This is a genomic window from Haladaptatus sp. CMSO5 (assembly GCF_036689885.1).
Lineage (GTDB): Archaea > Halobacteriota > Halobacteria > Halobacteriales > Halococcaceae > QDMS2.
On record NZ_JBAHVW010000001.1, the window covers coordinates 1,055,912 to 1,079,956 of the forward strand.

Genomic DNA, 24,045 nt, shown 5'->3' on the forward strand with positions numbered 1-24,045 from the left:
AACAGAGGAAAGGCTTGTGGCACGGCGTACCACAGCGACTCGCTTGCAGGCGGATTTCACTGTCTAATCGAGAGCGGGTCGGAGGCGCTGACCGCCGAGAGCGCGACGGTAAACACCGTTCCTTCGTCGCCCGTCGAGGTGAGCGAGATGGTTCCGTCGTACTTCTCTACGAGGGTTTTCACGAGGTAGAGGCCGAGGCCGTGGTCTGTGTGTTCTTGCTGTTCAAACAGGGTGTCCATGACGTACGCAGGGAGGCCGGGGCCGTTGTCTTCGACGCGAACCGACACGGTGTCGTCGGCTTTCGTCACGGTGAGCGAAACGTGCGGTGCGTCGCTGTCGTTGTGGATGATGCCGTTTCTGACGAGGTTCATGAATATCGACCCGACCAGCGCATCTGCGTGGACGTAGACGTCCTCCGGTATCGTGAGGTCGATTGTCGCAGCCGGATACGCTTCGTTGAGCGCTGCTATTTCGACCGTAAGAATTTCCGTGAGGTCGACTGCTTCGAGTTCGTATTCGTCGGTCGGTAGCTGGGCGAGGACCCGCACGTTCTGGATGAGTTCGGTGACGAGGTCGCTCTGGCGGCGAATCCGTTCGAGGCGGTCGCGGGCGGTTTCGTCGGGATTCGATTCGAGCAACACGTCTGCCATCGCTTGAATCACCATCACCGAGTTCAGGATGTCGTGGCGCAACAGGTCGTTTAGGTGTTTGAGGCGGACCCGCTCTGCCTCTGCGAACTCGGCTGACAGCTCTGCCCGGGCGCTTGCGTCTGCGTGCTGTATCGCACGGGCTTCGTTCGTGCCGATAATGAAGCCCGCATTTGCCCCGATACCTGCGGCAACCGGCAGCATGAAACTCGCTTTCTCACTGAGAAGGGGGATTTCAATCGCGTACAGGACGAGCAAAGCCAAGGCCCCCACAGAGAGCATGCTGCCAAACACCCATCCAGCAATCCGACGACGGACAGTTTCCCGAAACGATTTCTTCGAGAGCCAGCTCACTCCTAGGAGCAGCGACGTTGGGAACAACGTGAGCAACCCCAACTCCACGATATGGTGGGGGTCGAACAGGTGCTCGATTTCGTCTACGAATGTTAAATGTAGAATAAAAAAGGTGAATAGTGCCACTCCGAGACCGGCGATGCTAACGATGGATGCGGCGAAAGGAAGCGTGCGAGTTGACACGTCTGGCTCTATCGTCTCATTCAGCGTGCTTAATTATTGTGCTAATGATGCACATATTACCCATCTGACGGACGCGACCACGCATACATCAAAAATTCGCCAAATATGCCTGTGTCAGCTCCAAGCTGCTGTCGTCACGTACAAGACAAACCTACTTGTCTTAGATACATTTTTATTGGTTTGTGTAGAGGTCACACCAACTGTGTTTCAGCGCATGCTCCCCAACCTACCGCAGCATTCGTCAAGTCGGAGGCAGCGATGAGCGTCTCGTTCGACCTGTTCGGGACGCTCGTTGAGGCTGAGTATCCGGAGAATCCGGCCGCCGCCGTCGGCGCGGAACTGGCCGCGAGAAACGTCGCCGTTCCCGACGATTGGGAGGACGCCTACCACGAGGTACACATCGACGCCCCCGACGGCGCGGAAGTGCCGCTTCCGGCCCACGTCAACGCCGCACTCCGCAGCCGTGACGTGGATTTCAGAACCGGTGGCGACGGCCACGGCAACGTGGTTCGCCGGGCGCTCGTCGCCGCGTTCGACCCGGAGGTGACCACCCGCGAGGGAGCCGTCGAAGCCGTCAAAGCCGCCGCAGACCGCGGCCCGGTCGCCATCCTCTCGAACTGCAGCGTCCCCGACCTCGCAAACCGGACGCTCATTCGCTCTGACCTCTACCCACCGATGTTCGACTGTATCATGACGAGCCTCGGCTGTGGCTGGCGCAAACCCGACGCCCGCGCGTTCGAGTCGGTGGCCCGAATGCTCGACACACCTATCGAGGACTTGATTCACGTCGGCGACGACCCCGCGACCGACGGCGGTGCGACAGCTGCGGGCGCAACCGCCGTCCTGCTAGACGACGTCCCCCTCACTGAGTTCCCCGACTGGTTGGAGGCGCACTGATGGGATTGTCGGCCGTCCTCGCCGTGGGACTCGCGTTCGCGCTCGATGCGCGCTTTGCGGAGCCACCCGCACGCGTTCACCCCGTGGCGATGTTCGGCCGACTCATCGCGCCGCTCGACCGCGATTGGCGCACGCCAACACTCGTCGGCGCGGCGATCGCACTCTTTTTTCCACTCGCGGCGGGGTTCGTCGCCGCAAGCACGATTTTCGTCATCTCTACGCCCCTGCTCGCCGCGCTCATTGCCGGACTCTGGCTGTTTTCGACCACGAGTCGGTCGATGCTCGTCTCGCTCGCCCGTGACGTGCTCGCGGCCATCGATGCGGATGATCCGACCGTACGCAGCCATATCCGCGGTCTCGTCGGTCGAGACACCACCAATCTCTCGCCGGGCGAACTCCGTAGCGGCGCGGTCGAGAGCGCGGCCGAAAATCTCGCAGACGGCCTCGTCGCACCTCTGCTCGCGTTCGCCCTCGGCGTGCAGGTCTCGCTCGCCGCCGGCGTCGCTGGTGCGGTGTGGGTGAAAGCTGTGAACACGCTCGATTCGATGCTCGGCTATCCAGACAAACCCCACGGCACCGCGAGCGCCCGCCTCGACGACGCGGTGATGTGGCTTCCCGCCCGCGCGAGTGCCCTCTTGCTCGCGCTCGCCGCCGGGAATCTGCGCGCGCTCTCCGTGGCTCGACGGTGGGCACACGCACCGCCGTCACCCAATTCTGGCTGGCCGATGGCGACGCTCGCCGCGGCGACGAACGCCCAACTGCGAAAACCCGACACCTACACGCTGAATCCCGAGGCATCGCTGCCGAGTTCTGAGAGGGCAACCCGCGGCGTCCGCATCGTGAACGTCGCGTGCGTCCTCGCCTTTTTCCTCGCCGGGGTGATTGCGTGGTTCTGACTGCCCTCAAGGGCGCGCTCGGCTTCCTTTCGCAGGTTCCCGTCGGACAGACCGGAACGGCGTGGGAGGCCTTTCTGCGAACGCCGGCCGCGTTCCCGCTCGCGGGGTACGTCATCGGTGGGCTCCTCGCTGTGCCTTTGCTCCTCCCACTTCCACCAGCGACGGCAGCCATCGTGTTCGTCTGCTGGCTGCTCGTCGTCACCGGCATCAACCACGCAGACGGCGTGGCAGACCTCGGTGACGCGCTCGCGGTCCACGGCGGCCCAGAACGCAGACGCGAAGTCATGCGCGATACGACCGTCGGGGTCGGAGCCGTTCTCGCCGTTTGTATCGTGTTTCTCGGCGTCGCAACCGCCGGATTCTCGCTTGTGAGCCTTCCACTCGCGGCGCTCTCTGTTGTCGTCGCCGCCGAGGTCAGCGCCAAACTCGGGATGGTGCTGGTCGCGTGCTTCGGGACGGCCGCCCACGAGGGGCTCGGCTCCGCACTCACCGAACCGCTTGGCCCGCGCTCGTTTGCCCTCCCGCTGTTCGTCTCACTTCCCGTCGTGGCGCTTTCGTGGCCGACACCAACGGCGGCCGTCGCGCTCGTCGCCGGACTCGCAACCGCACTCGTCGTGTTCTGGTGGGCGAACCGCACCCTCGGCGGCGTGAGCGGCGACGTACTCGGCGCAACCAACGAACTCGCGCGCGTCGTCGCGCTCCACGCGGGGGTGGTCGCATGGATGCGCTGGTGATGTGCGGTGGCCGGGGCACCCGCCTCACCGCCGACGTGGAAAAACCGCTCTACGAAATCGCCGGTGTACCGATGGTCGATGCCGTCATCACTGCGCTCGAAGAGAGCAATATCGAGCGCACCGTCGCTGTCGTCTCACCGCACACCCCCGAAACCGCCCGCCACCTCGACTCGCTCCCGCACATCGAGACGCCCGGCGAGGGCTACGTCGAAGACCTAGGGTACGCCCTCTCTCGCGTCTCGAAACCCGTCCTCACCGTCGCCGCCGACCTGCCGTTGCTCACGGGTGAGGTTCTCAACGCCATCCTCGACGCCTACGACGGCGACTCGCTCACCGTCTGTGTCCCCGCCGCGCTCAAATCCCGACTCGGCGTGAGCGCCGACCTGACCTTCGACCACGAGGGGCAAGCCGTCGCGCCGACGGGCGTGAACATCGTTGCCCCCTCCGACTCTGAAACCATGTATCTTGCAGCTGACCCACGACTGGCAGTGAACGTGAATCGACCAACAGACGCCCAGATTGCGGAGGCGTGGCGATGAGGTTCGTCCTCGCCTGCGCCGCGACCGAAACCGCCCAAATCGAGGGTATCAGTGCCGCTGGCGCGACCCGGACGCTGATGGCGCACACGCCCCCCGCAGACGCCGAACTCATCGAGTACGGCGAACCCACGCTCGCACCGGTCGTGCCCGTCAGCCCGGACGGCTGTCCTACCCCCGCAATCGTCACGCGCGCGGTACGCGAATGCACGGACTTTCCACTGCTGGTCGTGGACGCGGGACTCGCCGCACAGACGGGCGCACCAACCGTCGACCTCGGCGACCGACCGGGCGGCGACATTCGAAATCGAGACCCCGTCCCGAACGCTCAGGCCATCTACGACCGCGGCGTCGAACTCGGCGAATCGCTCCCCGACGACCACCTCGTCATCGGAGAGACCATTCCGGGCGGGACGACGACGGCGCTCGGCGTGCTCACCGCACTCGGCGAACCTCACGCAACCTCCTCGTCGCTCCCCGAGAATCCCCAATCGCTGAAAGAACGCGTCGTGGAGGAGGGCCTCACTGCGAGTAACCTTGCGCCCGGCGACTGCGCAGAACGCCCCCTCGAAGCAGTGCGGCAGATGGGCGACCCGATGCTCGCGGCGGTGTCCGGCATCGCCGTCGGCGCGCTGTCTCGGGGCGCGCGCGTCACGCTCGCCGGCGGCACCCAACAGATTGCGGCCGCCGCGCTCGTCCGACACGGAGGAATCGAAGCCCCGCTCGAACTCGCCACCACGTCGTTCGTCGCAGCCGACCCGTCGTCCGATGTCGAAGGGGCTGCGGCCGACCTCGGCCTCACCTTCACCGTCACCGACCCCGGATTCGATTACCAAGAACACGTCGCCATGGAGCACTACTGCGCGGGCGTTGCAAAGGAGGGCGCGGGCATGGGCGGGGCGCTCGCCGTCGCCGTAGAACGCGGGGTTTCGATGGCAGCCATTCGAGAACAACTCGTCGAGTGCTACGACCGGCTGGTGGGAGCGAATGGAGCCTGAGGCGATTCGCGCGACGGGTCGGGTTCCCCACGGCAGCAGCGACGACCCAACCGTCCTTGATTTCAGCGCGAACACGAACCCACTCGTGCCACGGGGCGTCCGCGAGGTGTACGAAACCGCCTTCGAGCAGGCGCGAACCTACCCGCAAGAACCGCCCGCGGCCTACCGGGAGGCGGCGGCAGAATACGTCGGTTGTGACTCAACTCAAACTATCCCGACGCCGGGCGGCCTCGCCGCGATTCGCCTCGCCATCGAGTGCACCGTCTCACCCGGCGACTCCGTGCTCGTCCCGTACCCGAGCTTTGGCGAGTACGCCCGGGAAGTACAGCTACAGGGAGCACAGCCCGAGTTCGTGCCACATGACGAACTGCTCGAAACCGACCCGGAGGGACATGCGCTCGCCATCGTGTGCAACCCGAACAATCCGACGGGAGACGCGTACGACCCGGACTCGCTCCGCGAATTTGCCCGTGCCTGCCACGAAGCCAGCACGCCACTGCTGGTAGACGAGGCGTTTCTCGGGTTCACCGACCACCCCTCGCTCGCGGGCGAACCGGGCGTCATCGTGGCGCGCTCGCTCACCAAACTGTTTGGCCTGCCGGGCATCCGCGCTGGTTTTGCGGTGGCTGATGGCGGGCTGCGAGACGCGCTGCTCACCGCCCGTCGGTCGTGGAACATGAGCACGCCCGCGCTCGCCGTCGGCGCGTTCTGTATGCGCGAAACCGAGTTCATCGCAGCGACCAGAACTCGCGTGACGAACGAGCGCGAGCGCATGACGGCGGCGCTCGCAGAACAGTTCGAGGTACACCCCTCGGACGCACCGTACCTCTTGCTTGACGTTGGCGACAGGGACGTGGCGAACCTCCTCGACCACACATTGGCCCACGATATTGCCATCCGCGACGCGACGACGTTCCGCAGCCTCGACTCGCACGTTCGGGTCGCGGTTCGCTTACCTGAGGAAAACGACGAACTGCTGGCGGTGCTCCGCGATGTTTGAGCCAACCGTCTGCGAGGAGGTACTTTGCGTCTCTCAGCCCGGTGGCCGCTGGCTTTCGACCGGGTGGAACGGTGGATTCGCCGACGCCGACGCCGCGTTCAACGTGAGCGTTCCGGAGGGGTGGGAACACACCGACCTCAGCGCGTACGCCAGAGAGCGCAGAGCGCAGGCTGGCTTCACCGGCTCGGGGCCGACGCTGTTCACGGGCGTCGATATGGAACACCTCCGGGGTGCGCGGCTGGACGGCGTCGTCGCCTTTGCCACTGCGGGCGTCTCGAATCCGGCGGCGCTTCCGATGGAACCGTCGGGTGAACCATCGTCGCCTGTCGAAGGGCCGGAGGCGGGAACCGTGAACGTCATTCTCTGCACCGACCGCGCGCTCGCGGACGACGCGATGGCGACGCTCCTCGGCGTTGCTGTCGAGGCGAAGACCGCGACCTTGCACGCGAAAACTGGGTTCACCGGCACGACGACTGACGCGGTCATCGTCGGCGCTGACCCCGCAGGCGAGGACGCCACGTTCACCGGAAGTTCGACGCCCGTCGGAACCGCCGCACGGGCCTGCGTGCGCGAAGCGGTGAGTGCCTCGCTCGCCGCCCGCTACGCGGGGAACCCCGACAAGCCGATGCCAACGAGCGTTGCAGACGCCAAATACGGCGTCACCACAACTGACCGCGCAACCACTTTTAACCCATACCGATGACCGATTCAAACTCAGACGAAACACGACGCGACGCACAGCTCAAAAACACGCCCGGAAAGGGCCGCACGCCGACTGCTCGCGCCATCGAACCGAACTCTCCAGAGGAGTTCGGGCTGGTGTCTGTGTGGTGGGGCAACGGGAAAGGAAAAACGACCGCCGCACTCGGCATGGGCTTTCGCGCCGCGGGCCACGGCTATCGCGTCCACTTTCTGCAGTTCATGAAAGGCGGCGCGTCGAGCGTCGAGGACGTGCGCGGCGAGTACAACGCCATCGACGCCTTCCCTGGATTCACCTACGAAACCTCGGGGAGTTACGGCTGGCACGGCTTTTTAGACGAAAGCGACGACGACGAACACGAAGCCCGCGCAAAAGCCGGGCTCGACCGCGCACGCGAGTTGCTCTGGGGGGCGTCGGGTGTGTCGCTCGACGAACCACTCGCGCTCGACGGTGAACCCGAGGAGGGCGTCCACATGCTCATCTTAGACGAGATTCTCTACGCCGCGAATCGCGGGCTGGTCGAACCAGAGGCCGTGGTCGCACTCGTAGAAAACAAACCGCCGAACCTCGAACTCGTGTTGACCGGCGGGCACGAACCACCCGAGTACGTTTTCGAGGGCGCAGACCTCGTGACCGAGGTGAAAAAGCACAAACACCCCTTCGACGCTGGCCAACGCGCCAGGAGAGGGACGGAGTATTGACGCGAACGATTCTGGTCGCGGGCACCGCGAGCCACGTCGGCAAGAGCACGGTCGCCGCAGGCCTGTGTCGCGCCCTCGCTGACGCGGGTGTGTCGGTCGCCCCGTTCAAAGCCCAGAACATGAGCAACAACGCCAGGGTAGCCCTGTCGCCCGACGGTGACTGGGGCGAAATCGGCGTCTCGCAGTTCGTCCAAGCGCGGGCGGCGCGGGTTCCGGCGACGACGGACATGAATCCCGTCCTGCTCAAACCGCGCGGCGACGGTCAGTCCCAACTCGTGATTCAGGGCAAAGCGGTCGGCAACTTCGAGGCAGGAGCCTACTACGAAGACGGGTGGGAACAGGCGAAATCCGCGGCCGAAGAATCCTTCGAGCGACTCGCCGCTGAGTACGACGTTATCGTCGCAGAGGGAGCGGGGAGCATCGCGGAAATCAACCTCGCAGACCACGACCTCGCCAACCGAGAAACCGCGCGGTTCTCGGACGCGGACATCCTCCTTTTGGGGGATATCGAACGCGGTGGCGTGTTCGCGAGTCTCTACGGGACGCTCGAATTGATGCCAGCGGAACTCAGAGAACGTGTGATTGGAACCGTCATCACCAAGTTCCGCGGCGACCCGAGCCTGCTTGATTCCGGCCTTGCGGATCTGGAAGCGAGAACCGGCGTCCCGTGTCTCGGCGTGCTTCCCTACGACGACCCCGGCTTGCCCGAAGAGGACAGCGTTTCGTTACCTACTGAAACGGAACTCGCGGTGTGGGGCGCTGACGACGGCGTTTCCGAACCGGATGCAATCACGATTGCCGTGCCTCGGCTACCCCACATCTCGAATTTCACCGACCTCGAACCGCTCGCCGCACAACCGGGCGTACGCGTCGCGTTCGTCCCCCTCGATGACTCACTCGACACGGCTGACGCCGTCGTGTTGCCGGGCACGAAGAACACCGTCGATGACCTGCTCGCCCTCCGCGACGCCGGATTCGGAGAGCGCATCTGCGCCTTTGATGGGCCGGTCGTGGGCATCTGTGGCGGCTTTCAACTGCTCGGCGACCGCCTCACGAACGTCGAAGTCGAGAGCACGCGCGAACGCGGCGCGATTCGGGGATTCGGCCTGCTTCCAGTTACGACCGAGTTCCTGCCCGAAAAGCGCGTGACGCGGACGACCTGCGAGGTGGCTGGCAGTGGCTTACTCGCGGGTCTCACGGGAACCATCACTGGGTACGAAATCCACATGGGCCGGACGAGTGCCTCAGAATCGGTGGCCCGGCCGCTTGGCCCAGAAAGCGCGGCGACCGGGAGCATACTCGGCACGTACCTACACGGCCTGTTCGAGAACGAGTCGCTTCGTCGTGTGTTCGTAGAAGCGGTGTTTTCGGCTGCTGGCAAGCAGGTTCCCAATGCGCTTGGAACGACTGACGACCCTGCAGACCGGGCGGCGCGATTGGTCATGGAAAATCTCGATTCAGATGTTATTGCGGGATGTTTCGATAGTCAGTAGCGACTGACCCGAGACCACAACGCAATTACCTGCCCAGACGGAGACCGGAACATGCTCAACGATTACAACCCCCTCTACATCGGCGACCAGCCCGAAGAAAAGGCCGTCTGTGGCACCCACGGCCAGATGGAAGAGCGCCTCGCTGCCATCGATTTCGAGGAAGAAATCTTCGCTACGGCCGACGGTTACGAGATTCACCAGTGTCCGACCTGCAGCGTGAAAATCGTCGAGTCGCAGGGTCGCTACGGCATCTCTGAGGAGGACGCGATGTTCGCCATGCTCAGTCACATTATCGCAGAGCAGTGGGACGACGGCCTCAGCCAGCACTTCGAGAGCCTCGGGCCGGGTCACATCACGGCGCGCGGTGACGTGTACACCATCCACCTCGAAAACTTCGATGACGTGGAGGTGCCAGCCCACATCCGCGAGGACGTGAACGTCTGGGTGCAGAAAGCGTAGGTCGGCGAACCTGTTGGCGCAATGGGAAAAACCTAAACTCTGCCCGCGGCCTACGTTTCGTGTGAACCGGCAGCACGTTGCGCTCGCCGCCATCGCCCTCCTCTCGGTACTCGCTCTCTCGGTCGCGGCTGCGAATCTCGACGCCACCGCAGCGTCGTCGCCGGGTGCTGGCGTCGGGGGAAGCGATATCGGCGTCGGCCCTGACGAGGAGTTCTCCTTTGGCGGCCCCGCCCCACCCGAACCAGTCGAGGAAGCGGCCTCGCCGTTCTATCGCCTCCTCTCGAAACTCCTTGGAATCCTCATCGTTATCGGCGCGCTCGTCGGCACCGTCGTCCTCTACAAAGACTATGGCGTCAAAGGCCCCGTCCTCGTATTCGGCGTCGGCATCTTCCTCGCCGTGTTCATGTACTACCTGCTCCGTGCGGGCGGCTTTTCGTTCGAAAGCGGGTCCGGTGGGTTTGGCTCTGGTGACCGCATTGCCTTGCCTGGGGGCGGCACGCTCGGTGAGGTGACGAACTCGGTGGTTTCCCCCCAACCCGCCGTCTCGACGCCGGTCGCCATCCTCCTCGGTCTCGTCCTCGTGCTCGGTATTCTCGCGTACACGAAGTCCGTACGGGGCGACGACGAGGAAGCGACGGTTCCCGGCGCGCCATCAGCCGAAGTCGCAGAACTCGGCGCGGTCGCCGGTCGCGCGGCTCGTCGCATCGAACAGTTCGGCGGCGAACCCGAAAACGAGGTGTACCGCGCGTGGAAGGCGATGACCGACCACCTCGACCTCCCGAATCCACAGTCGAGTACGCCCACAGAGTTCGCAGACGCGGCCGTCGCTGCCGGAATGGAACGTGAGGACGTTGCCGAACTCACGCGGCTGTTCGAGGACGTGCGCTACGGCGGCCAGTCGGCCACCGAAGAACACGAACGTCGCGCGGTGAGCGCGCTCAAACGCATCGAACGAACCTTCGGAGCGGACGCGACATGAACGTGAGTCGCGTGCTGTTCTCCCTTCTCGGGGCGAGTGCGGTTCTCGGCGGTATCGCCGTCGCGTTCGTTCCCGGCCTTCTCGATGGGGTCAGCCAGACCCAACTTCTCGTCACCATCCTCGGCGTCGTGGCGCTCGTCCAGGCCGTGAGTGCGGCCACAGACCGCCTCAATTCGACCGACGAGGCGGCCACGACACACCCGGTCGAGTACCGTGACCCCGTCACGATTCCCGGTACCGAGTTCGACGAAGGGTTCGGGGTCCTCGGGGCGATGGGGCGCATGCGCGGTGCTCGGCGTCGAGATGCCGTCAGAGACCGGCTCGAACGGGCGACCATCGACGTACTCACGCGCTATGGCGGCCTTTCGGAAGCGGAGGCCAACGCCCAACTCCGCGAGGGGACGTGGACGGACGACGTTCACGCCGCGGCGTTTTTCGCCGCGGAGGTAGACGACGCTGGCTTCTTCGGTGGCTTTCTCAAGACCTCGCTCATGAGCGAGTCGCTTTTTCAACAGCGCGCCCGGCACGTCATCGACGCGCTCAACCGACGGCTCATCACGGAGGAGCGCTGAATGCGCGAGCACCTGCGCCCCGACCCGGACGCCCTCCCAGCCCTCGGAACGAACATCGACCGACAGACTGGCCGGTGGACGGGCATCAGCGTCGTCGCCTTCATCGCGGGCGCGCTCGGCGTTCTCACGAATCGGCCCGCCGTGTTGCTCGCGGGCGTCCTCGGCGTTGGCTTCGCCGCCTACGCCCAGCTTCGAACCCCACCTGCGGTCTCGCTGCAGGTGTCACGAACCGTCTCGACGGAGAGGCCCGACCCCGGCGAGGAAGTCGAGGTTACGACGACCGTGACGAACGACGGCGATGGCAGGCTCACCGACCTCAGACTCACCGACGGCGTTCCGCCGGGTGTGGACGTGGTCGGTGGCTCACCGCGGTGTGCAACCGCGCTCAAGTCGGGCGAATCTGTGACCCTTTCATATACCATCGAAGCGGTGCGCGGCGGTCACCAGTTCCAGCCACTGCTCGCCCTCGCGCGGAACCTGCCCGGGACGGTCGAGCGAGCGGTTCAAATCGAGTGCGACTCGTCCATCGCCTGCGTCGCGCCGTTGCCCCCGGTCGGCACGTTTCCGCTTCGCACCCAGACCTCACAGTACGCCGGGCAGGTCGAAACCGACACGGGCGGGTCGGGTATCGAGTTTTTCGCCACGCGAGAGTACCGTCCCGGCGACCCGCTCGGACGCATCGACTGGAATCGCAAAGCCCGGACGGGGCGACTCTCGACGCTCGAATTCCGTGAAGAGCGCGCCGCAACCGTCGTGTTGCTCATCGATGCTCGCGACGCCGCATACGTCGCCCCCGACGAGGACTCGCAACCGGCGGTCGTGCGCAGCGTCGATGCCGCGGCCCACGCCTTCGTGTCGTTGCTCGCACAGGGCGACCAAGTGGGCGTGGCAACGCTCTCACCGACACCGCTCTGGCTTGGCCCGCGCTCTGACAGCGAACACCGCGCCCGGGTGAGAGAAGCGCTTTCGACTCACGAATCGCTCGCAGCGACGCCGCCGACCGGCCCGTTCTACCCGTCAGTCCGAGTCAACCAGCTTCGAAAACAACTGCCGAGCCACGCCCAGCTCGTCCTTATCTCCCCGATGTGCGACGACTACATCGCGTCACTCGCCCGCCGCTTCGACGCCTACGGCCACCTCGTGACCGTTCTCAGCCCCGACCCGACGGCGACGGCCACGCCGGGCCAGCGACTCGCCCGCATCGAGCGCCAGACGCGGCTGTCGAATCTGCGCGCAGTTGGGATTCGCGTCATCGATTGGCCCGCTGTTGAATCGCTCCCCGAGACGCTCGCAAAGGCCACGCGGAGGCTCGCCCAATGACCGATATCGACCGAACGCCACCCGATTTTGGCCGGGTGCTCACGATGGGCGTTGCGCTGGTTGCCGTGTTCGTCGCCGCCTACGCAGGCCCGTCTACGGTGTTGCTCGCGCTCGCGGGCGTTCTCAGCATCTCCATTGGCATCCTCCGCGGGCGGCGCGTCGCGGTAACACTCGGCGCAGGCGTGCTGTTCGTCGCACTCCTTTTCGCCGGGGTATCGGGGCTTTCTATCCCGCTCACGTTGTTCGGCATCGGCGCGACTGTGCTCGCATGGGATGTCGGTGAGAACGCAATCGGTCTCGGGGAGCAACTGGGGAGAAACGCACCGACGAAACGCGCACAACTCGTTCACGCAGGCGGCAGTGTCGCCGTCGTCGCGCTCGTTGGGATGCTTGGCTACGTCGTCTATCTCATGGCGATGACGACCAACTCGCTCACCGCGCTCGTGCTGTTGCTCATCGGCGCGCTGGTGCTCACGTCCGTGCTTCGCGGATAAGTTAGCTGTCGGTCAGTCGATGGTTGGGACCGGGACCTCGTCGAGTACGTCTTTGATGACGGTCGCTTTCGTGATGTCGCTGATTTTCGCATCCGGTGTGAGGACGACGCGATGGGCGAGCACCGCGGGAGCGATTCGTTTCACATCATCAGGGGTTACGTACTCGCGGCCGACGATGACCGCGCGGGCGCGTGCGGCCTCGAACAACCGCTGGGTTCCACGCGGCGACACGCCGATTCTGACCCGCGGGTCGGCGCGCGTCTCGCGTGAGATGGCGACCATGTACCGCAGCACGTCGTCTTCGACGTGAATACTTTCAGGGGCCTGCTGGAGCGCACGCACGCGCTCGGTCGTGAGAACGCGCTCGACCGACGGACTCTGGACGCGACGGGCCGCCCGACGCTTGAGCAGGTCGAACTCGCCGTCTTCGTTCGGGTAGCCAATCGCCGTCTTGACGGCAAAGCGGTCTACCTGCGCCTCGGGGAGCGCGAACGTTCCCTCCTGCTCGACGGGGTTCTGCGTCGCCATCACGAAAAACGGATCGGGAAGCTGGTGAGTGTCGCCATCGACCGTCACCTGTTTTTCCTCCATCGCTTCGAGCAGCGCGGCCTGGGTCTTCGGCGGCGCTCTGTTTATCTCATCTGCGAGCACGACGTTTGCGAAGATGGGCCCTTCGGTGAACTCGAAGGTGCGGTCGCCTTCGTTGAAGACGTGGGTGCCGGTCACGTCGGAGGGAAGTAGGTCGGGCGTGAACTGGATGCGCGAAAACGAGAGGCCGAGGGCTTTGGCAAAGCTCCGGGCGGTGAGCGTCTTGCCCGTCCCGGGCACGTCTTCGATGAGGACGTGGCCCTGTCCGACGATACCCATGAGGACGCTTTCGAGAAAGTCGCGCTCTGCGATGACGGCGGTGCTCACACCGTCTAAGACGGCCGCACACTCCGCACTCGCCTCCGTGACATTCATGCACATATCGCGGTCCGGCGGGCGTTTATGTCTACCGGATTTCATGCTTTCGGGCCAGCAAAAATCGAAACGGATAAACGCAACACGCCGGAAGTCTCTGATGGAGCCGAGATAGCCTAGCCCGGCCAAGGCGGTTGCCTCGAAAGCAACTGTCCCTCGGACTCGTGAGTTCAAATCTCACTCTCGGCGTACCACATTTCTACAACCCGTGAGCGACAGTGTTGTCGCAACCGCCTCACTCCATTGACGCCGGGAAGGTCGGGAGAAACGACAACTGCGAGGTCAGCAGATACAGCGATTTTCGGCTCGCACCAATCGAATACTGGCGGGCGCTCTTGTGAATCGGTGTCCGCTTCCCGTGAAACGTGGTGTCGCCGTCACGAATCGCGTCGATGAGCAGGTCGCCGGTCAGCGTCTCCTTGGTGAAGGACACGTCGGCTTCGTCGACGTGGATTTTCGTGTACGCGCGGCCGATGTTCGGGAGGTAGTGAGCGTCGCTCGCGCCGATTTTGGGGTAGTCGTGGCGCGTTGCGAACTTGTCCGCGCGGCGATTTCGATACCCGGTGAACAGCATGGAGTTGTACACCTCGATGCCGTCGCAGTCGGTGAGATTGCGCTTGCGGACGCCGTGGCGGGTGCGCTGGAACGGATGGGGCGCGATTGCGATACCGCCGAGATCGCGGACGCGGGACACGGTGTCTGCGAAGGTCTCACCTCGGGGTGGGCGTTGGTCGACGCCGAGTGCGAGCAGGTGACCGGCCTTGGTCGAAACTTCGACGCCGGGGATACCGATGAGGCCGTAGTCGGGGGCTAATTCGGCGGCTTTCCGGGACTCTTCGATGGTGTCGTGGTCGGTGATGACCACGCCGTCCAGTCCGATGTCGCTCGCGTGGTCGAGAATTAACTCGACAGGCTCCCGGCCGTCGTACGACCCCTCGGAGTGGACGTGGGGGTCGATACGAACGGAGATTGTGCCGGCCATTTTTCTCGTGTCAGAGGCAACTGCAAAGAGCGTGTTAAGCGTTCTGCCCGACTGACTGATTCCAGATTGGAGTTCTCTTCAACACCGTTCGCAATGGCGATATTCGCTTGCCAGAGAAGCCAGCTTTTTCGTCGCCCACCCAAAGTATCTGGTGTGAGCCGAAAGCAGACCGCTGCGCTGTTCGCCCTTCTTGGCCTGCTCTGGGGTGGGTCGTTCGTGGCCATCGAGATTGGGCTCGACTTTTTCCCGCCCATCCTCTTTGCCGCGCTTCGCTACTACCTCGCGGGGGCGCTCATGCTCGGCTACGCGGCGCTAACGACCGACCGCTGGCTGCCACGCCGTCGGACGGAGTGGCTCATCGTGGGCATCTCGGGGACGTTTCTCATCGCGGGCCACCACGCCTTTTTGTACCTCGGCCAGCGCCACGTTCCGGGAGCGATTGCAGCGGTCATCATCAGCCTCAGCCCGGTGTTGACGACGGCGTTTGCGAGCGTGTTGCTCCCCGACGAACGCCTCCGTCCACTCGGGCTGGTGGGGCTTGCCTGCGGACTGCTCGGCGTCGCTATCATCGCCAATCCCGACCCACAGAACCTCTTTACGGCGAACGTCCTCGGCATCGCTACGGTGTTCGTGGCGTCGGTGAGTTTCGCCCTCGGTGCAGTGCTCACGCGCCCGATTCGGACGGACTTTCCCGTCCAATCGGTGCAGTCGTGGGCGATGGTGTTCGGGGCGGCACTGCTCCACGTCGTCTCGCTTGCGCGCGGGGAGTCGTTCGTGGCCATCGCGTGGACGCAGACGGCGTTCCTCTCGCTTGCCTACCTCGCGGTCGGTTCTGGAGCGGTTGCCTTTTTCATCTACTTCGACCTGTTAGACCGCCTTGGCCCGATTCAAATCAACCTGATTGGCTACCTCGAACCCGTGTGGGCGACGCTGCTCAGCTTCGTCCTGTTCGGGACGCTCATCGGCGCGCGAAGCGTGCTCGGTTTTCTCGCCATCTTCTGTGGGTTCGCACTCGTCAAACGAGCGGCGTTGCTCGATAGCGTCGGCGCGGTCGTCTCGCGGCTGCGAACGCACGCGGATTCTTGATGCAAAAACGCCTGACAGTCCCCGTTTTCTGGAAGTTGGTCAATGGCTATCGCCTCGCCTATCGTCTGTATGACTGGTGGAAAGCCATGGCTGATACACAAACCATCGAGCAGAACAAAGACGTTGCCCGAAAATCGCTGGAGGCGCTCTGGGGGCAGGATTACGACACAATTGACGAGCTTTGTGCACCTGAGTACGTCGGCCACGATGTGACCGTTGACGGTGACATCATGGGTCCGGAAGGCGTAAAAGAGTACTTCAGAGCCATTCACGCCGGACTGTCTGAGACGTCGTACACCATCGACGACATCATCGCAGAGGGCGACCGCGTCGTCACCCGCGGGACGAGTCAGGGAACGCACACGGGCGAATTAAACGGCATTCCGGCGACGAACAAGCGTGTTACCGTCACCGACGCAGTCGAATTCCGTATCGAAAACGGGAAAGTCGTCGAAACGTGGGCGATTCCAGACGGCCTCTCGCTGATGCAACAGGTCGGCATGCTCCCCGAACAGGGCAGCTAATCACCGCTTTTTGTACTACCCGGGGCGCTGGGCGTCATCGACGTCCTTCCCGATGAAGCCGCTTTTGAACCCGACCCAGGCGAGGACGCTCATGAACAGAATGGGTGGGAGAATCATGAACCCCCAGAGCGGGTCGAGCCCCCAAAAGAGCAGTAAGACGATGTCTGCGATGCCCAACAAGAGGAAGGGTAACACCGCGACCACGGCCTCAGTCGTCCGTTCCATATCCTGCCTTCTATCTACGAACGCAAAAGTCGCGCGTTTGCGCTGGCTCGCCTCGATTTATTAACTCGGACCGAAGAAAATAGCGAATTTTATTAAATCCCGCCCCACAAATGGCAGCTTGATTAATAACCCGTGACCACGAAAAACAGCCAATGATTGCGGACTCGCCTGCGGCTTCTGGCCATGGACGCGGCCATGGCGGGAACAACCGGCAACAACTCTCCCTTTCTGTTCCCGAGATGGACTGTGCGTCGTGCGCCGGGAAGATTAGCAACGCCCTCGACGACGTGACGGGCGTCGTGGAGTACGACCTCCACCCGACGACCGGAAAGGCAGAGGTCGTCTACGATGCAGAACAGACCACGAGCGACGCCGTTCTCGCGGCGTTCGACCGTGCGGGCTACGAGGTGACGAATTTAGCCGAAGCCACCCAGTCTGCGAACGACGACACAACCTCGGTCTGGCACTCGACCCGCGCGAAACAGACGGCCGTGAGCGGCGTCCTCCTCGCGGCTGCCCTCCTCTTTGAGTTCCTCCTCGCGGGCGTGAACGTCACGGTCGCAACCGTCCTCACTCGGCCCTTCGTCGTCTCCGACGTGCTGTTTCTCGCGGCCATCGTCGTCGGTGGACAGGTCATCGTCCGCAACGGCTACTACTCGGCGCGGAATCTGAATCTCGACATCGACTTCCTGATGAGCGTCGCCATCCTCGCCGCGACGGGCGTCACGCTCGCCATTCCGTCGGTGGAGTTGTTCGTCGAAGCCGGGTCGCTCGCCGTCCTGTTCAACGTCGCTGAGCTGCTCGAACGACGCTCCATCGAGCGCGCTCGCACCTCGCTCGCAGAACTGTTCTCGCTCGCCCCCGAGACGGCCACCGTCAAACACGACGGCCACACCCACGAACGGTCGGTCGATGACCTCGAAATTGGCGACCTCGTCGTCGTCGAACCGGGGGAGAAGATTCCGACCGACGGCACGGTTGTAGAGGGCGAAAGTGCGGTCAACCAAGCGCCCATCACCGGCGAAAGCGTGCCCGTCGATAAGGCACGGGGCGACGAGGTGTACGCCGGGACGCTCAACGAGGCGGGCTATCTCGAAGTCGAAGTGACGGCCACCGCCGCCGACAACACCCTCTCGCGCATCATCGACCTCGTCGAAAGCGCACAGGAAAAACAGACCAAACGCGAGCAGTTCGTCGAGCGCTTTGCGGGCTACTACACGCCGGTCGTGGTGACCGCAGCCATCCTCACGGCGGCCGTGCCGCCGCTTCTGTTCGGTGCGGTGTGGGTCGAGTGGTTCGTCCGTGGGATTGCCTTGCTCGTCATCGCGTGTCCGTGTGCGTTCGTCATCTCGACGCCCGTGACGGTCGTGTCGGGCGTGACGAGCGCCGCCAAAAACGGCGTGCTCATCAAAGGCGGCAGTCACCTCGAAGCGATGGGTGAGGTCGAAACCGTCGCCTTCGACAAAACGGGGACGCTCACGACGGGCAAACTGTCGGTCACCGACGTGATTCCGCTCAACGGTAATTCAGAAAGCGACGTGCTCGAATGCGCACAGGGCGTCGAATCGCGCAGCGAACACCCCATCGCCTCGGCCATTACCGCCCACGCGGACGCAGAGTACACCGCGGACATAGACGAGTTCGAAAGTCTGACCGGGAAGGGCGTGCGGGCAGACCTCGGCGGCGAAACCCACTACGCTGGAAAGCCCGCACTGTTCGAGGACTTGGGCTTTGATTTGGCGCACGTCCACTTCACGACGAGCGCGGGCGACCTTCCCACAGAGACGAAGACGCTCTGTGAGCGCGACGGCTGTCTTGACCTCGTTTCCGACACCATTCCGCGCCTCCAAGCACAGGGGAAGACCGTCATCCTCGTCGGCACCGAAGACGATATCGAGGGCCTCATCGCCGTAGCCGATACCGTCCGCCCCGAGGCCAAAGCCGTCGTCTCGGCCCTCAAAGAACGCGGGGTCCACACGGTGATGCTCACCGGCGACAACGAAGGCACGGCCCGGGCTGTCGCAGAACAGGTCGGCGTAGACGACTACCGCGCGAGCCTCCTTCCCGAGGAAAAAGTCGATGCCGTCGAAGGACTGCTCGCGGAGTACGACTCGGTTGCCATGGTCGGCGATGGCATCAACGACGCACCCGCACTCGCCACCGCGACGGTTGGCATCGCAATGGGTGCGGCAGGCTCCGCGACGGCCATCGAAACCGCAGACATCGCGCTCATGGCCGACGACCTCTCGCGGTTGCCCTACCTCTACGACCTCTCCCACGAGGCAAACGGCGTCATCCGCCAGAACATCTGGGGAAGTCTCGCCGTCAAAGCGATACTCGCCGTTGGCATCCCCCTCGGGTTCGTCTCCGTCGTCGTCGCGGTGCTCGCCGGTGACGTGGGCATGACGACGGTGGTCACCGGTAACGCGATGCGACTCTCGAGAATCGAACCGGATGACGACGCGTTTGGCGACGCGGTTGGCGACAGCGTTTGAGAACGTCGGTTGCGCTACTTCAGCCGCTTCTCGTCGGTGAGCGCGTGTACGAACACTGGCCGGACGGCGTAGAGTACCGCCACGCCCACGACGACCGCGGCGACGGTGAGCACGACGTTGCCCGCGTTGAACACGAGTTTGAGCGCGACAAGCGACCCGACCCACACGAACAGCGCTGCCCAGAGCAGGAGGAATTTCCCGGTATGGCCGTATGGTTGTCTGTTTGGCCAGTCTCGCCACATTCGTGACGCGTCTACGCCGTGTGCGAAGTCAGTTCGCCTTTCAGGAGCAAGCCCGAATCACCCCTCGCTGCCGTCAAACCTACACTTTTCACACCGTGTGAGAAACCCACATAGCATGACTGACCTGTGTTTCGAATCTGCGGCGTCGCTGACTCGGCAAATACGCGCTGGCGACCTTTCGCCGGTCGAGGTGGTAGACGCCTATCTCGCCCGTATCGAGGAGCGAAACGAGCGCACGAACGCCTACGTTCACCTCGTCGAAGCCGACGCCCGCGAGGCGGCCCGCGAAGCCGAAGATGCTCTCACACGCGGCGACGACCCGGGCGCGCTTTGTGGGCTTCCGGTCGCCATCAAAGACCTGTTCGAGACGGCGGGCATCCAGACGACCTTCGGGTCGAAGCCGCTCGGTGCGTACGTCCCTGATGAGGATGCCCTCGAAGTTGCCCGGGTGAAAGCCGCGGGCGGTATCGTCCTCGGCAAGACGAACACCTCCGAATTCGGGCACGTCGCCATCACCGACAACGAACTGTTTGGCACCTCGGGGACGCCCTACGCGCCCGAGTACACCGCAGGCGGCTCGTCGGGCGGGAGCGCCGCCGCCGTTGCAGACGGAATGGCTCCGCTCGCGCTCGGTTCTGATGCGGGTGGCTCGATTCGTATTCCGGCGTCGTGCTGTGGCATCTTCGGCCTCAAACCCTCGTTCGGGCGCGTGCCACATCGCAGTCGGCCGGACGGCTTCATCGACGCGTGGCCGTTCGTCCACTCCGGACCGCTCACGCGCACCGTCGAGGACGCGGCGTTGGCGATGGACGTGCTCGCTGGTCCCGAAGCACACGACCCCTTCTCGATTCCAGCACCTGAGGGAAGCTATCTATCCGCGCTCGACCAGCCCGTCTCCGACCTCACAGTCGCCTACTCGCCGGACATGGAGGCGTTCACCGTCGCAGACAGCGTGCGTGCGATTGCTGACGAGACGGCCGAAAAATTCGAAGAAGCGGGGATGACGGTCGAACGCGCAGACCCGGCGTTCTCAGAGTTCTGGGACGAGGTCGAAGACGCCGCGCGCACCCTGTTTCAGGCGCGGGTTTCGTGGACGGTCGAACATTCAGAGGAAGCCTTTGGCGTTGACCTCGCCGAACACGGAGACGACCTGAGTCCGGCGTTCGGCGCGATGGCACACCTCGGGAAGAAGCAATCGATGATGGCGCTCAGCGAGGCGAACGCCGTCCGGACGAAGGTGGTCGATGCCCTTGCAGACTTCTTTGCCGAGTATGATCTCCTCCTCACGCCGACGATGGGCACGCCGCCGTTCGAGCGCGGTATCTACGGCCCCGAAGAAATCGACGGCGAGGAAATCGACCCGTACACGGGCTGGTATCTCACGCTCCCGTTCAATCTGACGGGCCACCCCGCGGCGTCGGTTCCGGCGGGAGCCGTAGACGCCCGACCGGTCGGGATGCAAGTCGTTGGCCGTCGTCACGCAGACGACGTGGTGCTCGCGGCGTGTCGAGCGTTCGAAAAAGTCGCGTCGTGGCACGCTCACCGTCCGCCGAACTAACTGAAAACCAAACTACATTTCCTGGTCGGCCCGACTCGTAGCTGTCGCTACAGGATACTATCGCAGTTCCTCTCCACTCGCTTGTGATGTTGGAAATTAATCATTAACCACAAATTAGACTCGTCTAAACTTCTAGTTAGACCAATAGTATTAAATATCCTCCTCAATCTAACTCCGATAACTATGACTGATTCGCAACAACGGGCGACTGGACTGTTGACGCGCCGACAGGCGCTTGCTTCCGGGGCGGGACTACTGACGGCAGGACTCGCTGGCTGTACCGGTGGCGGGGCGACTGCGGGTGGTGGCGCTGAGAACACCGGCGACGACCCGGTCGTCGCAGCATCGTTCTTCAGCTTTTTCGACTTCGCGCGGAAAATCGCCGAAGACACGCCCGTACAGGTGAAGAATTTGGTTCCGACCGGCCTGCACGGCCACGGTTGGGAACCGAACGCGAGCGTTACGAAGGACATCATCGAGGCAGACGCGTTTCTCCACGTTGGCGAGAGCTTCCAACCGTGGGCTGACCGCGCGATTCAGACGCTCAAAGACGACAACGTCGATACGGCGCTCATCAACGCCCGCGAAGGCGTCGAACTCGTCGACCTCGCCGCGAGCTTAGACCCGGAAGAAGAGGGTGTTGGCGACGGCCGCGGGCAAGACCCGCACTTCTGGCTCGATCCACAGCGAGCGAAAACGTCGGTCGATAACATCCGCGCCGGTCTCATCGAGAACTTCCCCGACTACGAAGACACCTTCGCTGAGAACGCAGCAACGTACAAAACCGATGTGTTAGACCGCATCGACGCCGACTACCAAGCCGTCTTCGACGCCGCAGAGCGCAAGGTCGTCCAACTCGCGGCGCACAACGCGTTCCAGTACATCGGCGTGCGCTACGGCGTCGAGATGCGCCCGCTCGTCGTGAACCTCGCGGCGAGTGGCGACGTGAAACCGAGCGACATCACGGAAGCGAAGGACGTTATCGACGAACACGACATCAAGTACATCGGCGCAGGCGTCTTCGAGACGCGAAAGCCCGCAAAGCAACTGCTCGCAGAGACGCCGGTCGAAGCGTACTACCCAGTCACGCCGTATGCGGGCGTCCGCGAGGACTGGGTTGCAGAGAACTGGGGCTACGAGGAAATCGCCTACAACATCAACATGCCCACCTTCGAGGTCGTTCTCGGGAACAAAACGCCCGCAGAGGTCGGTCTCGACGGGTGGGACAGCGAGTGGAGAAACTTCGAATGAGCGCGCCGAGCCCCGTCATCGACCTCTCTGCTGTGTCGTTTGGCTACACCGCAACGCCGGTGGTCGAAGATATCTCGCTCCACATCGAGGCAGGCGAGTACGTCGCCGTCGTCGGACCGAACGGTTCGGGGAAATCGACGCTGATGAAACTCATGCTCGGATTGCTCCAGCCCGACGAGGGCACCGCGCAGCTGTTCGGCGAACCGTCGCAGGCATTCGACGACGGCGCGCGAATCGGCTACGTCGCCCAGCACGCGAGTGCCTCAAAGGAGATGCCGATCACGGTGCGCGAAGTCGTGAAGATGGGCCGGTTCCCTCACGTCGGGGTCGGTCGTCTCTCGCAGGAAGACTGGGCGATTGTTGACCGGGCGCTCGACACCGTCGGGATGACCGCGTTCGCAAATCGCCGGGTAACCCAGCTTTCGGGCGGGCAGCGCCAGCGGGCATTCATCGCGCGTGCCCTCGCTGGGGAAGCCGACCTACTCGTCTTAGACGAACCGACCGTCGGGGTTGACGCAGAGTCGGTCGAGGCGTTTTACGACCTCCTCTCTGCGCTGAACGAACAGGGAATCACCATCCTGCTCATCGAACACGACCTCGGCGCAGTGACCGAACACGCTGCGCGCGTCGTCTGCCTCAATCGGGGCATCTACTTCGACGGCCCGACCGACGAGTTCATAGAGAGCAACGCCCTCGGGCGGGCGTTCGGCACTGCCACCGCCATCGGAGGAGTTCAATGATTCCCTTCGACGTACTCCTACAGGCAAGCCCGCTTGACCCCGTGCTGACGCCGCTCTACGTGCTGCTCGACCTCTGGTACTGGCTTCTCACCCAACTGTACCACCTGACCGGCCTTGAACTCATCAGCCCCGAGTACAAGTTCATGCACCGAGCCATCCTCGTCGGCCTCTGTATCGGCGTGATGGCCCCGCTTATCGGGACGTTCCTCGTCCATCGCCAACTCGCGTTGATTGGGGACGCGCTTGCTCACACCGCCTTCGCGGGCGTTGCGATTGGGCTGTTCTTGAACGCCGTGCTCAACCTCGGCGTCTCGCCGTATCTCACGGCCGTCGTCGTCGCCATCCTCGCCGCGTTGCTCATCGAACTCATCTCCGAGGCGACTGACGCCTACAACGACGTGTCGATGGCAATCGTTCTCTCGACCGGGTTCGCCCTCGGGTCGGTGCTCATCAGCATCAACGCGGGCGGTCTCGCCGTTGGCGTCAATCAGTTTCTGTTTGGCAACCTCGCAACCGTCTCGGCCGAGAACGCCGCCATCTTGCTCGTGTTGTTCGTCATCATCGTCGGCACGGTTGCGCTGTTTCGCAACCAACTGCTGTACGTCACCTTCGACGAGACGGCCGCGGCCGTCTCCGGCCTGTCGGTCACGTGGTTCAACCGCGTGATGGTCATGCTCACCGCGATGGTCGTCGTCGGCGCGATGCAGATTATGGGCGTCATTCTCGTCGCCGCGATGCTCGTCGTCCCGGTTGCCGGGGCAACGCAAGTCTCGCGGAGTTTCTCAGAGTCGCTCGTTGTCTCGGTCGTCCTCGCCGAACTCGCCGTCTTGCTCGGCATCGCCGTTTCCTACTACGGCGGGGCGACCGCAGGCGGCGTCATCGTGCTCGTCGCCGTCGCACTCTACATCGGAGCCGTCGCACTTGGCAAACTCCAGACGCGCGTTACGGACGATACCGTGCCGGAACTCGGCAGCATCACCACGAAAAAGAAAACCGCAGAATCGGATTCGGACTGA

At 63.7% G+C, this 24,045-nt stretch carries 26 protein-coding genes and 1 tRNA gene; 22 read left to right on the top strand and 5 right to left on the bottom strand.

Going from position 1 to position 24,045, the window contains the following annotated elements; all coding sequences use genetic code 11:
- Positions 1 to 56 precede the first annotated feature (56 nt).
- On the bottom strand, positions 57 to 1,184 hold the full coding sequence (locus V5N12_RS05590; RefSeq protein WP_332898166.1) for a HAMP domain-containing sensor histidine kinase: 1,128 nt from the start codon (positions 1,182 to 1,184) through the stop codon (positions 57 to 59).
- A 258-nt stretch (positions 1,185 to 1,442) separates the two neighbouring features.
- Here V5N12_RS05590 and V5N12_RS05595 point away from each other — a divergent pair, with 258 nt between their 5' ends.
- The 14 genes from V5N12_RS05595 (at position 1,443) to V5N12_RS05660 (ending at position 12,963) form a co-directional block, all read left to right on the top strand.
- On the top strand, positions 1,443 to 2,081 hold the full coding sequence (locus V5N12_RS05595; RefSeq protein WP_332898167.1) for an HAD family hydrolase: 639 nt from the start codon (positions 1,443 to 1,445) through the stop codon (positions 2,079 to 2,081).
- Complete coding sequence (gene cbiB, locus V5N12_RS05600; RefSeq protein ID WP_332898168.1) at positions 2,081 to 2,977, top strand: adenosylcobinamide-phosphate synthase CbiB; 897 nt, start codon at positions 2,081 to 2,083, stop codon at positions 2,975 to 2,977. The genes V5N12_RS05595 and cbiB overlap by 1 nt, the downstream gene beginning before the upstream one ends.
- The gene (gene cobS / locus V5N12_RS05605) at positions 2,968 to 3,711 is read left to right on the top strand and encodes an adenosylcobinamide-GDP ribazoletransferase (RefSeq protein WP_332898169.1); all 744 of its coding nucleotides are present in this window, start codon (positions 2,968 to 2,970) and stop codon (positions 3,709 to 3,711) included. Before cbiB ends, cobS begins: the two co-directional genes overlap by 10 nt.
- Positions 3,696 to 4,250 (top strand): NTP transferase domain-containing protein, encoded by a 555-nt coding sequence (locus V5N12_RS05610; protein WP_442904926.1) that lies wholly within the window; start codon positions 3,696 to 3,698, stop codon positions 4,248 to 4,250. Before cobS ends, V5N12_RS05610 begins: the two co-directional genes overlap by 16 nt.
- Positions 4,247 to 5,245, top strand: a complete 999-nt coding sequence (gene cobT, locus V5N12_RS05615) for a nicotinate mononucleotide-dependent phosphoribosyltransferase CobT (protein WP_332898170.1) — start codon at positions 4,247 to 4,249, stop codon at positions 5,243 to 5,245. Before V5N12_RS05610 ends, cobT begins: the two co-directional genes overlap by 4 nt.
- The gene (locus V5N12_RS05620) at positions 5,235 to 6,245 is read left to right on the top strand and encodes a threonine-phosphate decarboxylase (protein WP_332898171.1); all 1,011 of its coding nucleotides are present in this window, start codon (positions 5,235 to 5,237) and stop codon (positions 6,243 to 6,245) included. The genes cobT and V5N12_RS05620 overlap by 11 nt, the downstream gene beginning before the upstream one ends.
- A complete protein-coding gene (locus V5N12_RS05625) occupies positions 6,238 to 6,948 on the top strand; it encodes an adenosylcobinamide amidohydrolase (RefSeq protein ID WP_332898172.1) in 711 nt (236 codons plus the stop codon). The genes V5N12_RS05620 and V5N12_RS05625 overlap by 8 nt, the downstream gene beginning before the upstream one ends.
- The gene (locus tag V5N12_RS05630) at positions 6,945 to 7,646 is read left to right on the top strand and encodes a cob(I)yrinic acid a,c-diamide adenosyltransferase (protein WP_332898173.1); all 702 of its coding nucleotides are present in this window, start codon (positions 6,945 to 6,947) and stop codon (positions 7,644 to 7,646) included. Before V5N12_RS05625 ends, V5N12_RS05630 begins: the two co-directional genes overlap by 4 nt.
- Positions 7,643 to 9,139 (top strand): cobyric acid synthase, encoded by a 1,497-nt coding sequence (locus V5N12_RS05635; protein ID WP_332898174.1) that lies wholly within the window; start codon positions 7,643 to 7,645, stop codon positions 9,137 to 9,139. The genes V5N12_RS05630 and V5N12_RS05635 overlap by 4 nt, the downstream gene beginning before the upstream one ends.
- A 51-nt stretch (positions 9,140 to 9,190) precedes the next feature.
- Positions 9,191 to 9,598: a hypothetical protein gene (locus tag V5N12_RS05640; protein WP_332898175.1), complete on the top strand. Its 408-nt coding sequence runs from the start codon at positions 9,191 to 9,193 to the stop codon at positions 9,596 to 9,598.
- Positions 9,599 to 9,659: 61 nt separating this feature from the next.
- Positions 9,660 to 10,577, top strand: coding sequence for a DUF4129 domain-containing protein (locus V5N12_RS05645; protein WP_332898176.1), 918 nt, complete (start codon positions 9,660 to 9,662; stop codon positions 10,575 to 10,577).
- Complete coding sequence (locus V5N12_RS05650; protein ID WP_332898177.1) at positions 10,574 to 11,149, top strand: DUF7269 family protein; 576 nt, start codon at positions 10,574 to 10,576, stop codon at positions 11,147 to 11,149. Before V5N12_RS05645 ends, V5N12_RS05650 begins: the two co-directional genes overlap by 4 nt.
- The gene (locus tag V5N12_RS05655; protein WP_332898178.1) at positions 11,150 to 12,469 is read left to right on the top strand and encodes a DUF58 domain-containing protein; all 1,320 of its coding nucleotides are present in this window, start codon (positions 11,150 to 11,152) and stop codon (positions 12,467 to 12,469) included. It abuts the gene before it with no gap.
- Positions 12,466 to 12,963: a DUF7519 family protein gene (locus tag V5N12_RS05660; protein WP_332898179.1), complete on the top strand. Its 498-nt coding sequence runs from the start codon at positions 12,466 to 12,468 to the stop codon at positions 12,961 to 12,963. The genes V5N12_RS05655 and V5N12_RS05660 overlap by 4 nt, the downstream gene beginning before the upstream one ends.
- Positions 12,964 to 12,975: 12 nt before the next feature.
- On the opposite strand, the gene V5N12_RS05665 is transcribed toward V5N12_RS05660, so the two are convergent.
- On the bottom strand, positions 12,976 to 13,926 hold the full coding sequence (locus tag V5N12_RS05665; RefSeq protein WP_332898180.1) for an AAA family ATPase: 951 nt from the start codon (positions 13,924 to 13,926) through the stop codon (positions 12,976 to 12,978).
- Between the two features lie 105 nt (positions 13,927 to 14,031).
- On the opposite strand from V5N12_RS05665, the gene V5N12_RS05670 reads away from it, so the two are divergent.
- A tRNA-Ser gene (locus tag V5N12_RS05670) sits at positions 14,032 to 14,115 on the top strand.
- A 46-nt stretch (positions 14,116 to 14,161) separates the two neighbouring features.
- Here the strand turns inward: V5N12_RS05670 and V5N12_RS05675 are convergent.
- Entirely contained in the window at positions 14,162 to 14,908 is a 747-nt protein-coding gene (locus V5N12_RS05675; RefSeq protein WP_332898181.1) for a PHP domain-containing protein, read from the bottom strand.
- Between the two features lie 153 nt (positions 14,909 to 15,061).
- Here V5N12_RS05675 and V5N12_RS05680 point away from each other — a divergent pair, with 153 nt between their 5' ends.
- Both V5N12_RS05680 and V5N12_RS05685 read left to right on the top strand, forming a co-directional pair.
- Positions 15,062 to 15,994: a DMT family transporter gene (locus tag V5N12_RS05680; RefSeq protein WP_332898182.1), complete on the top strand. Its 933-nt coding sequence runs from the start codon at positions 15,062 to 15,064 to the stop codon at positions 15,992 to 15,994.
- An 86-nt stretch (positions 15,995 to 16,080) separates the two neighbouring features.
- A complete protein-coding gene (locus tag V5N12_RS05685) occupies positions 16,081 to 16,518 on the top strand; it encodes an ester cyclase (protein WP_332898183.1) in 438 nt (145 codons plus the stop codon).
- 15 nt (positions 16,519 to 16,533) lie between these two features.
- Here V5N12_RS05685 and V5N12_RS05690 read toward each other — a convergent pair whose 3' ends face one another.
- Positions 16,534 to 16,743, bottom strand: coding sequence for a hypothetical protein (locus V5N12_RS05690; protein WP_332898184.1), 210 nt, complete (start codon positions 16,741 to 16,743; stop codon positions 16,534 to 16,536).
- Between the two features lie 152 nt (positions 16,744 to 16,895).
- On the opposite strand from V5N12_RS05690, the gene V5N12_RS05695 reads away from it, so the two are divergent.
- The gene (locus tag V5N12_RS05695) at positions 16,896 to 19,238 is read left to right on the top strand and encodes a heavy metal translocating P-type ATPase (RefSeq protein WP_332898185.1); all 2,343 of its coding nucleotides are present in this window, start codon (positions 16,896 to 16,898) and stop codon (positions 19,236 to 19,238) included.
- Between the two features lie 14 nt (positions 19,239 to 19,252).
- Here the strand turns inward: V5N12_RS05695 and V5N12_RS05700 are convergent, their stop codons facing one another.
- On the bottom strand, positions 19,253 to 19,480 hold the full coding sequence (locus V5N12_RS05700) for a hypothetical protein (protein WP_332898186.1): 228 nt from the start codon (positions 19,478 to 19,480) through the stop codon (positions 19,253 to 19,255).
- A gap of 115 nt (positions 19,481 to 19,595) precedes the next feature.
- Here V5N12_RS05700 and V5N12_RS05705 point away from each other — a divergent pair, with 115 nt between their 5' ends.
- The 4 genes from V5N12_RS05705 to V5N12_RS05720 all read left to right on the top strand — a co-directional run bounded on the left by V5N12_RS05705 (position 19,596) and on the right by V5N12_RS05720 (position 24,045).
- The gene (locus tag V5N12_RS05705) at positions 19,596 to 21,038 is read left to right on the top strand and encodes an amidase (protein WP_332898187.1); all 1,443 of its coding nucleotides are present in this window, start codon (positions 19,596 to 19,598) and stop codon (positions 21,036 to 21,038) included.
- A gap of 183 nt (positions 21,039 to 21,221) precedes the next feature.
- Positions 21,222 to 22,289 carry a metal ABC transporter substrate-binding protein gene (locus V5N12_RS05710; protein WP_332898188.1) on the top strand — a complete coding sequence of 356 codons (1,068 nt, stop codon included), beginning with the start codon at positions 21,222 to 21,224 and terminating at the stop codon, positions 22,287 to 22,289.
- Complete coding sequence (locus V5N12_RS05715; RefSeq protein WP_332898189.1) at positions 22,286 to 23,029, top strand: metal ABC transporter ATP-binding protein; 744 nt, start codon at positions 22,286 to 22,288, stop codon at positions 23,027 to 23,029. Before V5N12_RS05710 ends, V5N12_RS05715 begins: the two co-directional genes overlap by 4 nt.
- Positions 23,026 to 24,045 (top strand): metal ABC transporter permease, encoded by a 1,020-nt coding sequence (locus V5N12_RS05720; RefSeq protein ID WP_332898190.1) that lies wholly within the window; start codon positions 23,026 to 23,028, stop codon positions 24,043 to 24,045. Before V5N12_RS05715 ends, V5N12_RS05720 begins: the two co-directional genes overlap by 4 nt.

Excerpts from the sequence above, each read along its gene's own strand:
- V5N12_RS05595 (WP_332898167.1), top strand. The coding sequence starts at position 1,443 with ATGAGCGTCTCGTTCGACCTGTTCGGGACGCTCGTTGAGGCTGAGTAT.
- cbiB (WP_332898168.1), top strand. The coding sequence starts at position 2,081 with ATGGGATTGTCGGCCGTCCTCGCCGTGGGACTCGCGTTCGCGCTCGAT.
- V5N12_RS05610 (WP_442904926.1), top strand. The coding sequence starts at position 3,696 with ATGGATGCGCTGGTGATGTGCGGTGGCCGGGGCACCCGCCTCACCGCC.
- cobT (WP_332898170.1), top strand. The coding sequence starts at position 4,247 with ATGAGGTTCGTCCTCGCCTGCGCCGCGACCGAAACCGCCCAAATCGAG.
- V5N12_RS05620 (WP_332898171.1), top strand. The coding sequence starts at position 5,235 with ATGGAGCCTGAGGCGATTCGCGCGACGGGTCGGGTTCCCCACGGCAGC.
- V5N12_RS05625 (WP_332898172.1), top strand. The coding sequence starts at position 6,238 with ATGTTTGAGCCAACCGTCTGCGAGGAGGTACTTTGCGTCTCTCAGCCC.
- V5N12_RS05630 (WP_332898173.1), top strand. The coding sequence starts at position 6,945 with ATGACCGATTCAAACTCAGACGAAACACGACGCGACGCACAGCTCAAA.
- V5N12_RS05640 (WP_332898175.1), top strand. The coding sequence starts at position 9,191 with ATGCTCAACGATTACAACCCCCTCTACATCGGCGACCAGCCCGAAGAA.
- V5N12_RS05650 (WP_332898177.1), top strand. The coding sequence starts at position 10,574 with ATGAACGTGAGTCGCGTGCTGTTCTCCCTTCTCGGGGCGAGTGCGGTT.
- V5N12_RS05655 (WP_332898178.1), top strand. The coding sequence starts at position 11,150 with ATGCGCGAGCACCTGCGCCCCGACCCGGACGCCCTCCCAGCCCTCGGA.
- V5N12_RS05660 (WP_332898179.1), top strand. The coding sequence starts at position 12,466 with ATGACCGATATCGACCGAACGCCACCCGATTTTGGCCGGGTGCTCACG.
- V5N12_RS05665 (WP_332898180.1), bottom strand. The coding sequence starts at position 13,926 with ATGAATGTCACGGAGGCGAGTGCGGAGTGTGCGGCCGTCTTAGACGGT.
- V5N12_RS05675 (WP_332898181.1), bottom strand. The coding sequence starts at position 14,908 with ATGGCCGGCACAATCTCCGTTCGTATCGACCCCCACGTCCACTCCGAG.
- V5N12_RS05685 (WP_332898183.1), top strand. The coding sequence starts at position 16,081 with ATGGCTGATACACAAACCATCGAGCAGAACAAAGACGTTGCCCGAAAA.
- V5N12_RS05690 (WP_332898184.1), bottom strand. The coding sequence starts at position 16,743 with ATGGAACGGACGACTGAGGCCGTGGTCGCGGTGTTACCCTTCCTCTTG.
- V5N12_RS05695 (WP_332898185.1), top strand. The coding sequence starts at position 16,896 with ATGATTGCGGACTCGCCTGCGGCTTCTGGCCATGGACGCGGCCATGGC.
- V5N12_RS05700 (WP_332898186.1), bottom strand. The coding sequence starts at position 19,480 with ATGTGGCGAGACTGGCCAAACAGACAACCATACGGCCATACCGGGAAA.
- V5N12_RS05705 (WP_332898187.1), top strand. The coding sequence starts at position 19,596 with ATGACTGACCTGTGTTTCGAATCTGCGGCGTCGCTGACTCGGCAAATA.
- V5N12_RS05710 (WP_332898188.1), top strand. The coding sequence starts at position 21,222 with ATGACTGATTCGCAACAACGGGCGACTGGACTGTTGACGCGCCGACAG.
- V5N12_RS05715 (WP_332898189.1), top strand. The coding sequence starts at position 22,286 with ATGAGCGCGCCGAGCCCCGTCATCGACCTCTCTGCTGTGTCGTTTGGC.
- V5N12_RS05720 (WP_332898190.1), top strand. The coding sequence starts at position 23,026 with ATGATTCCCTTCGACGTACTCCTACAGGCAAGCCCGCTTGACCCCGTG.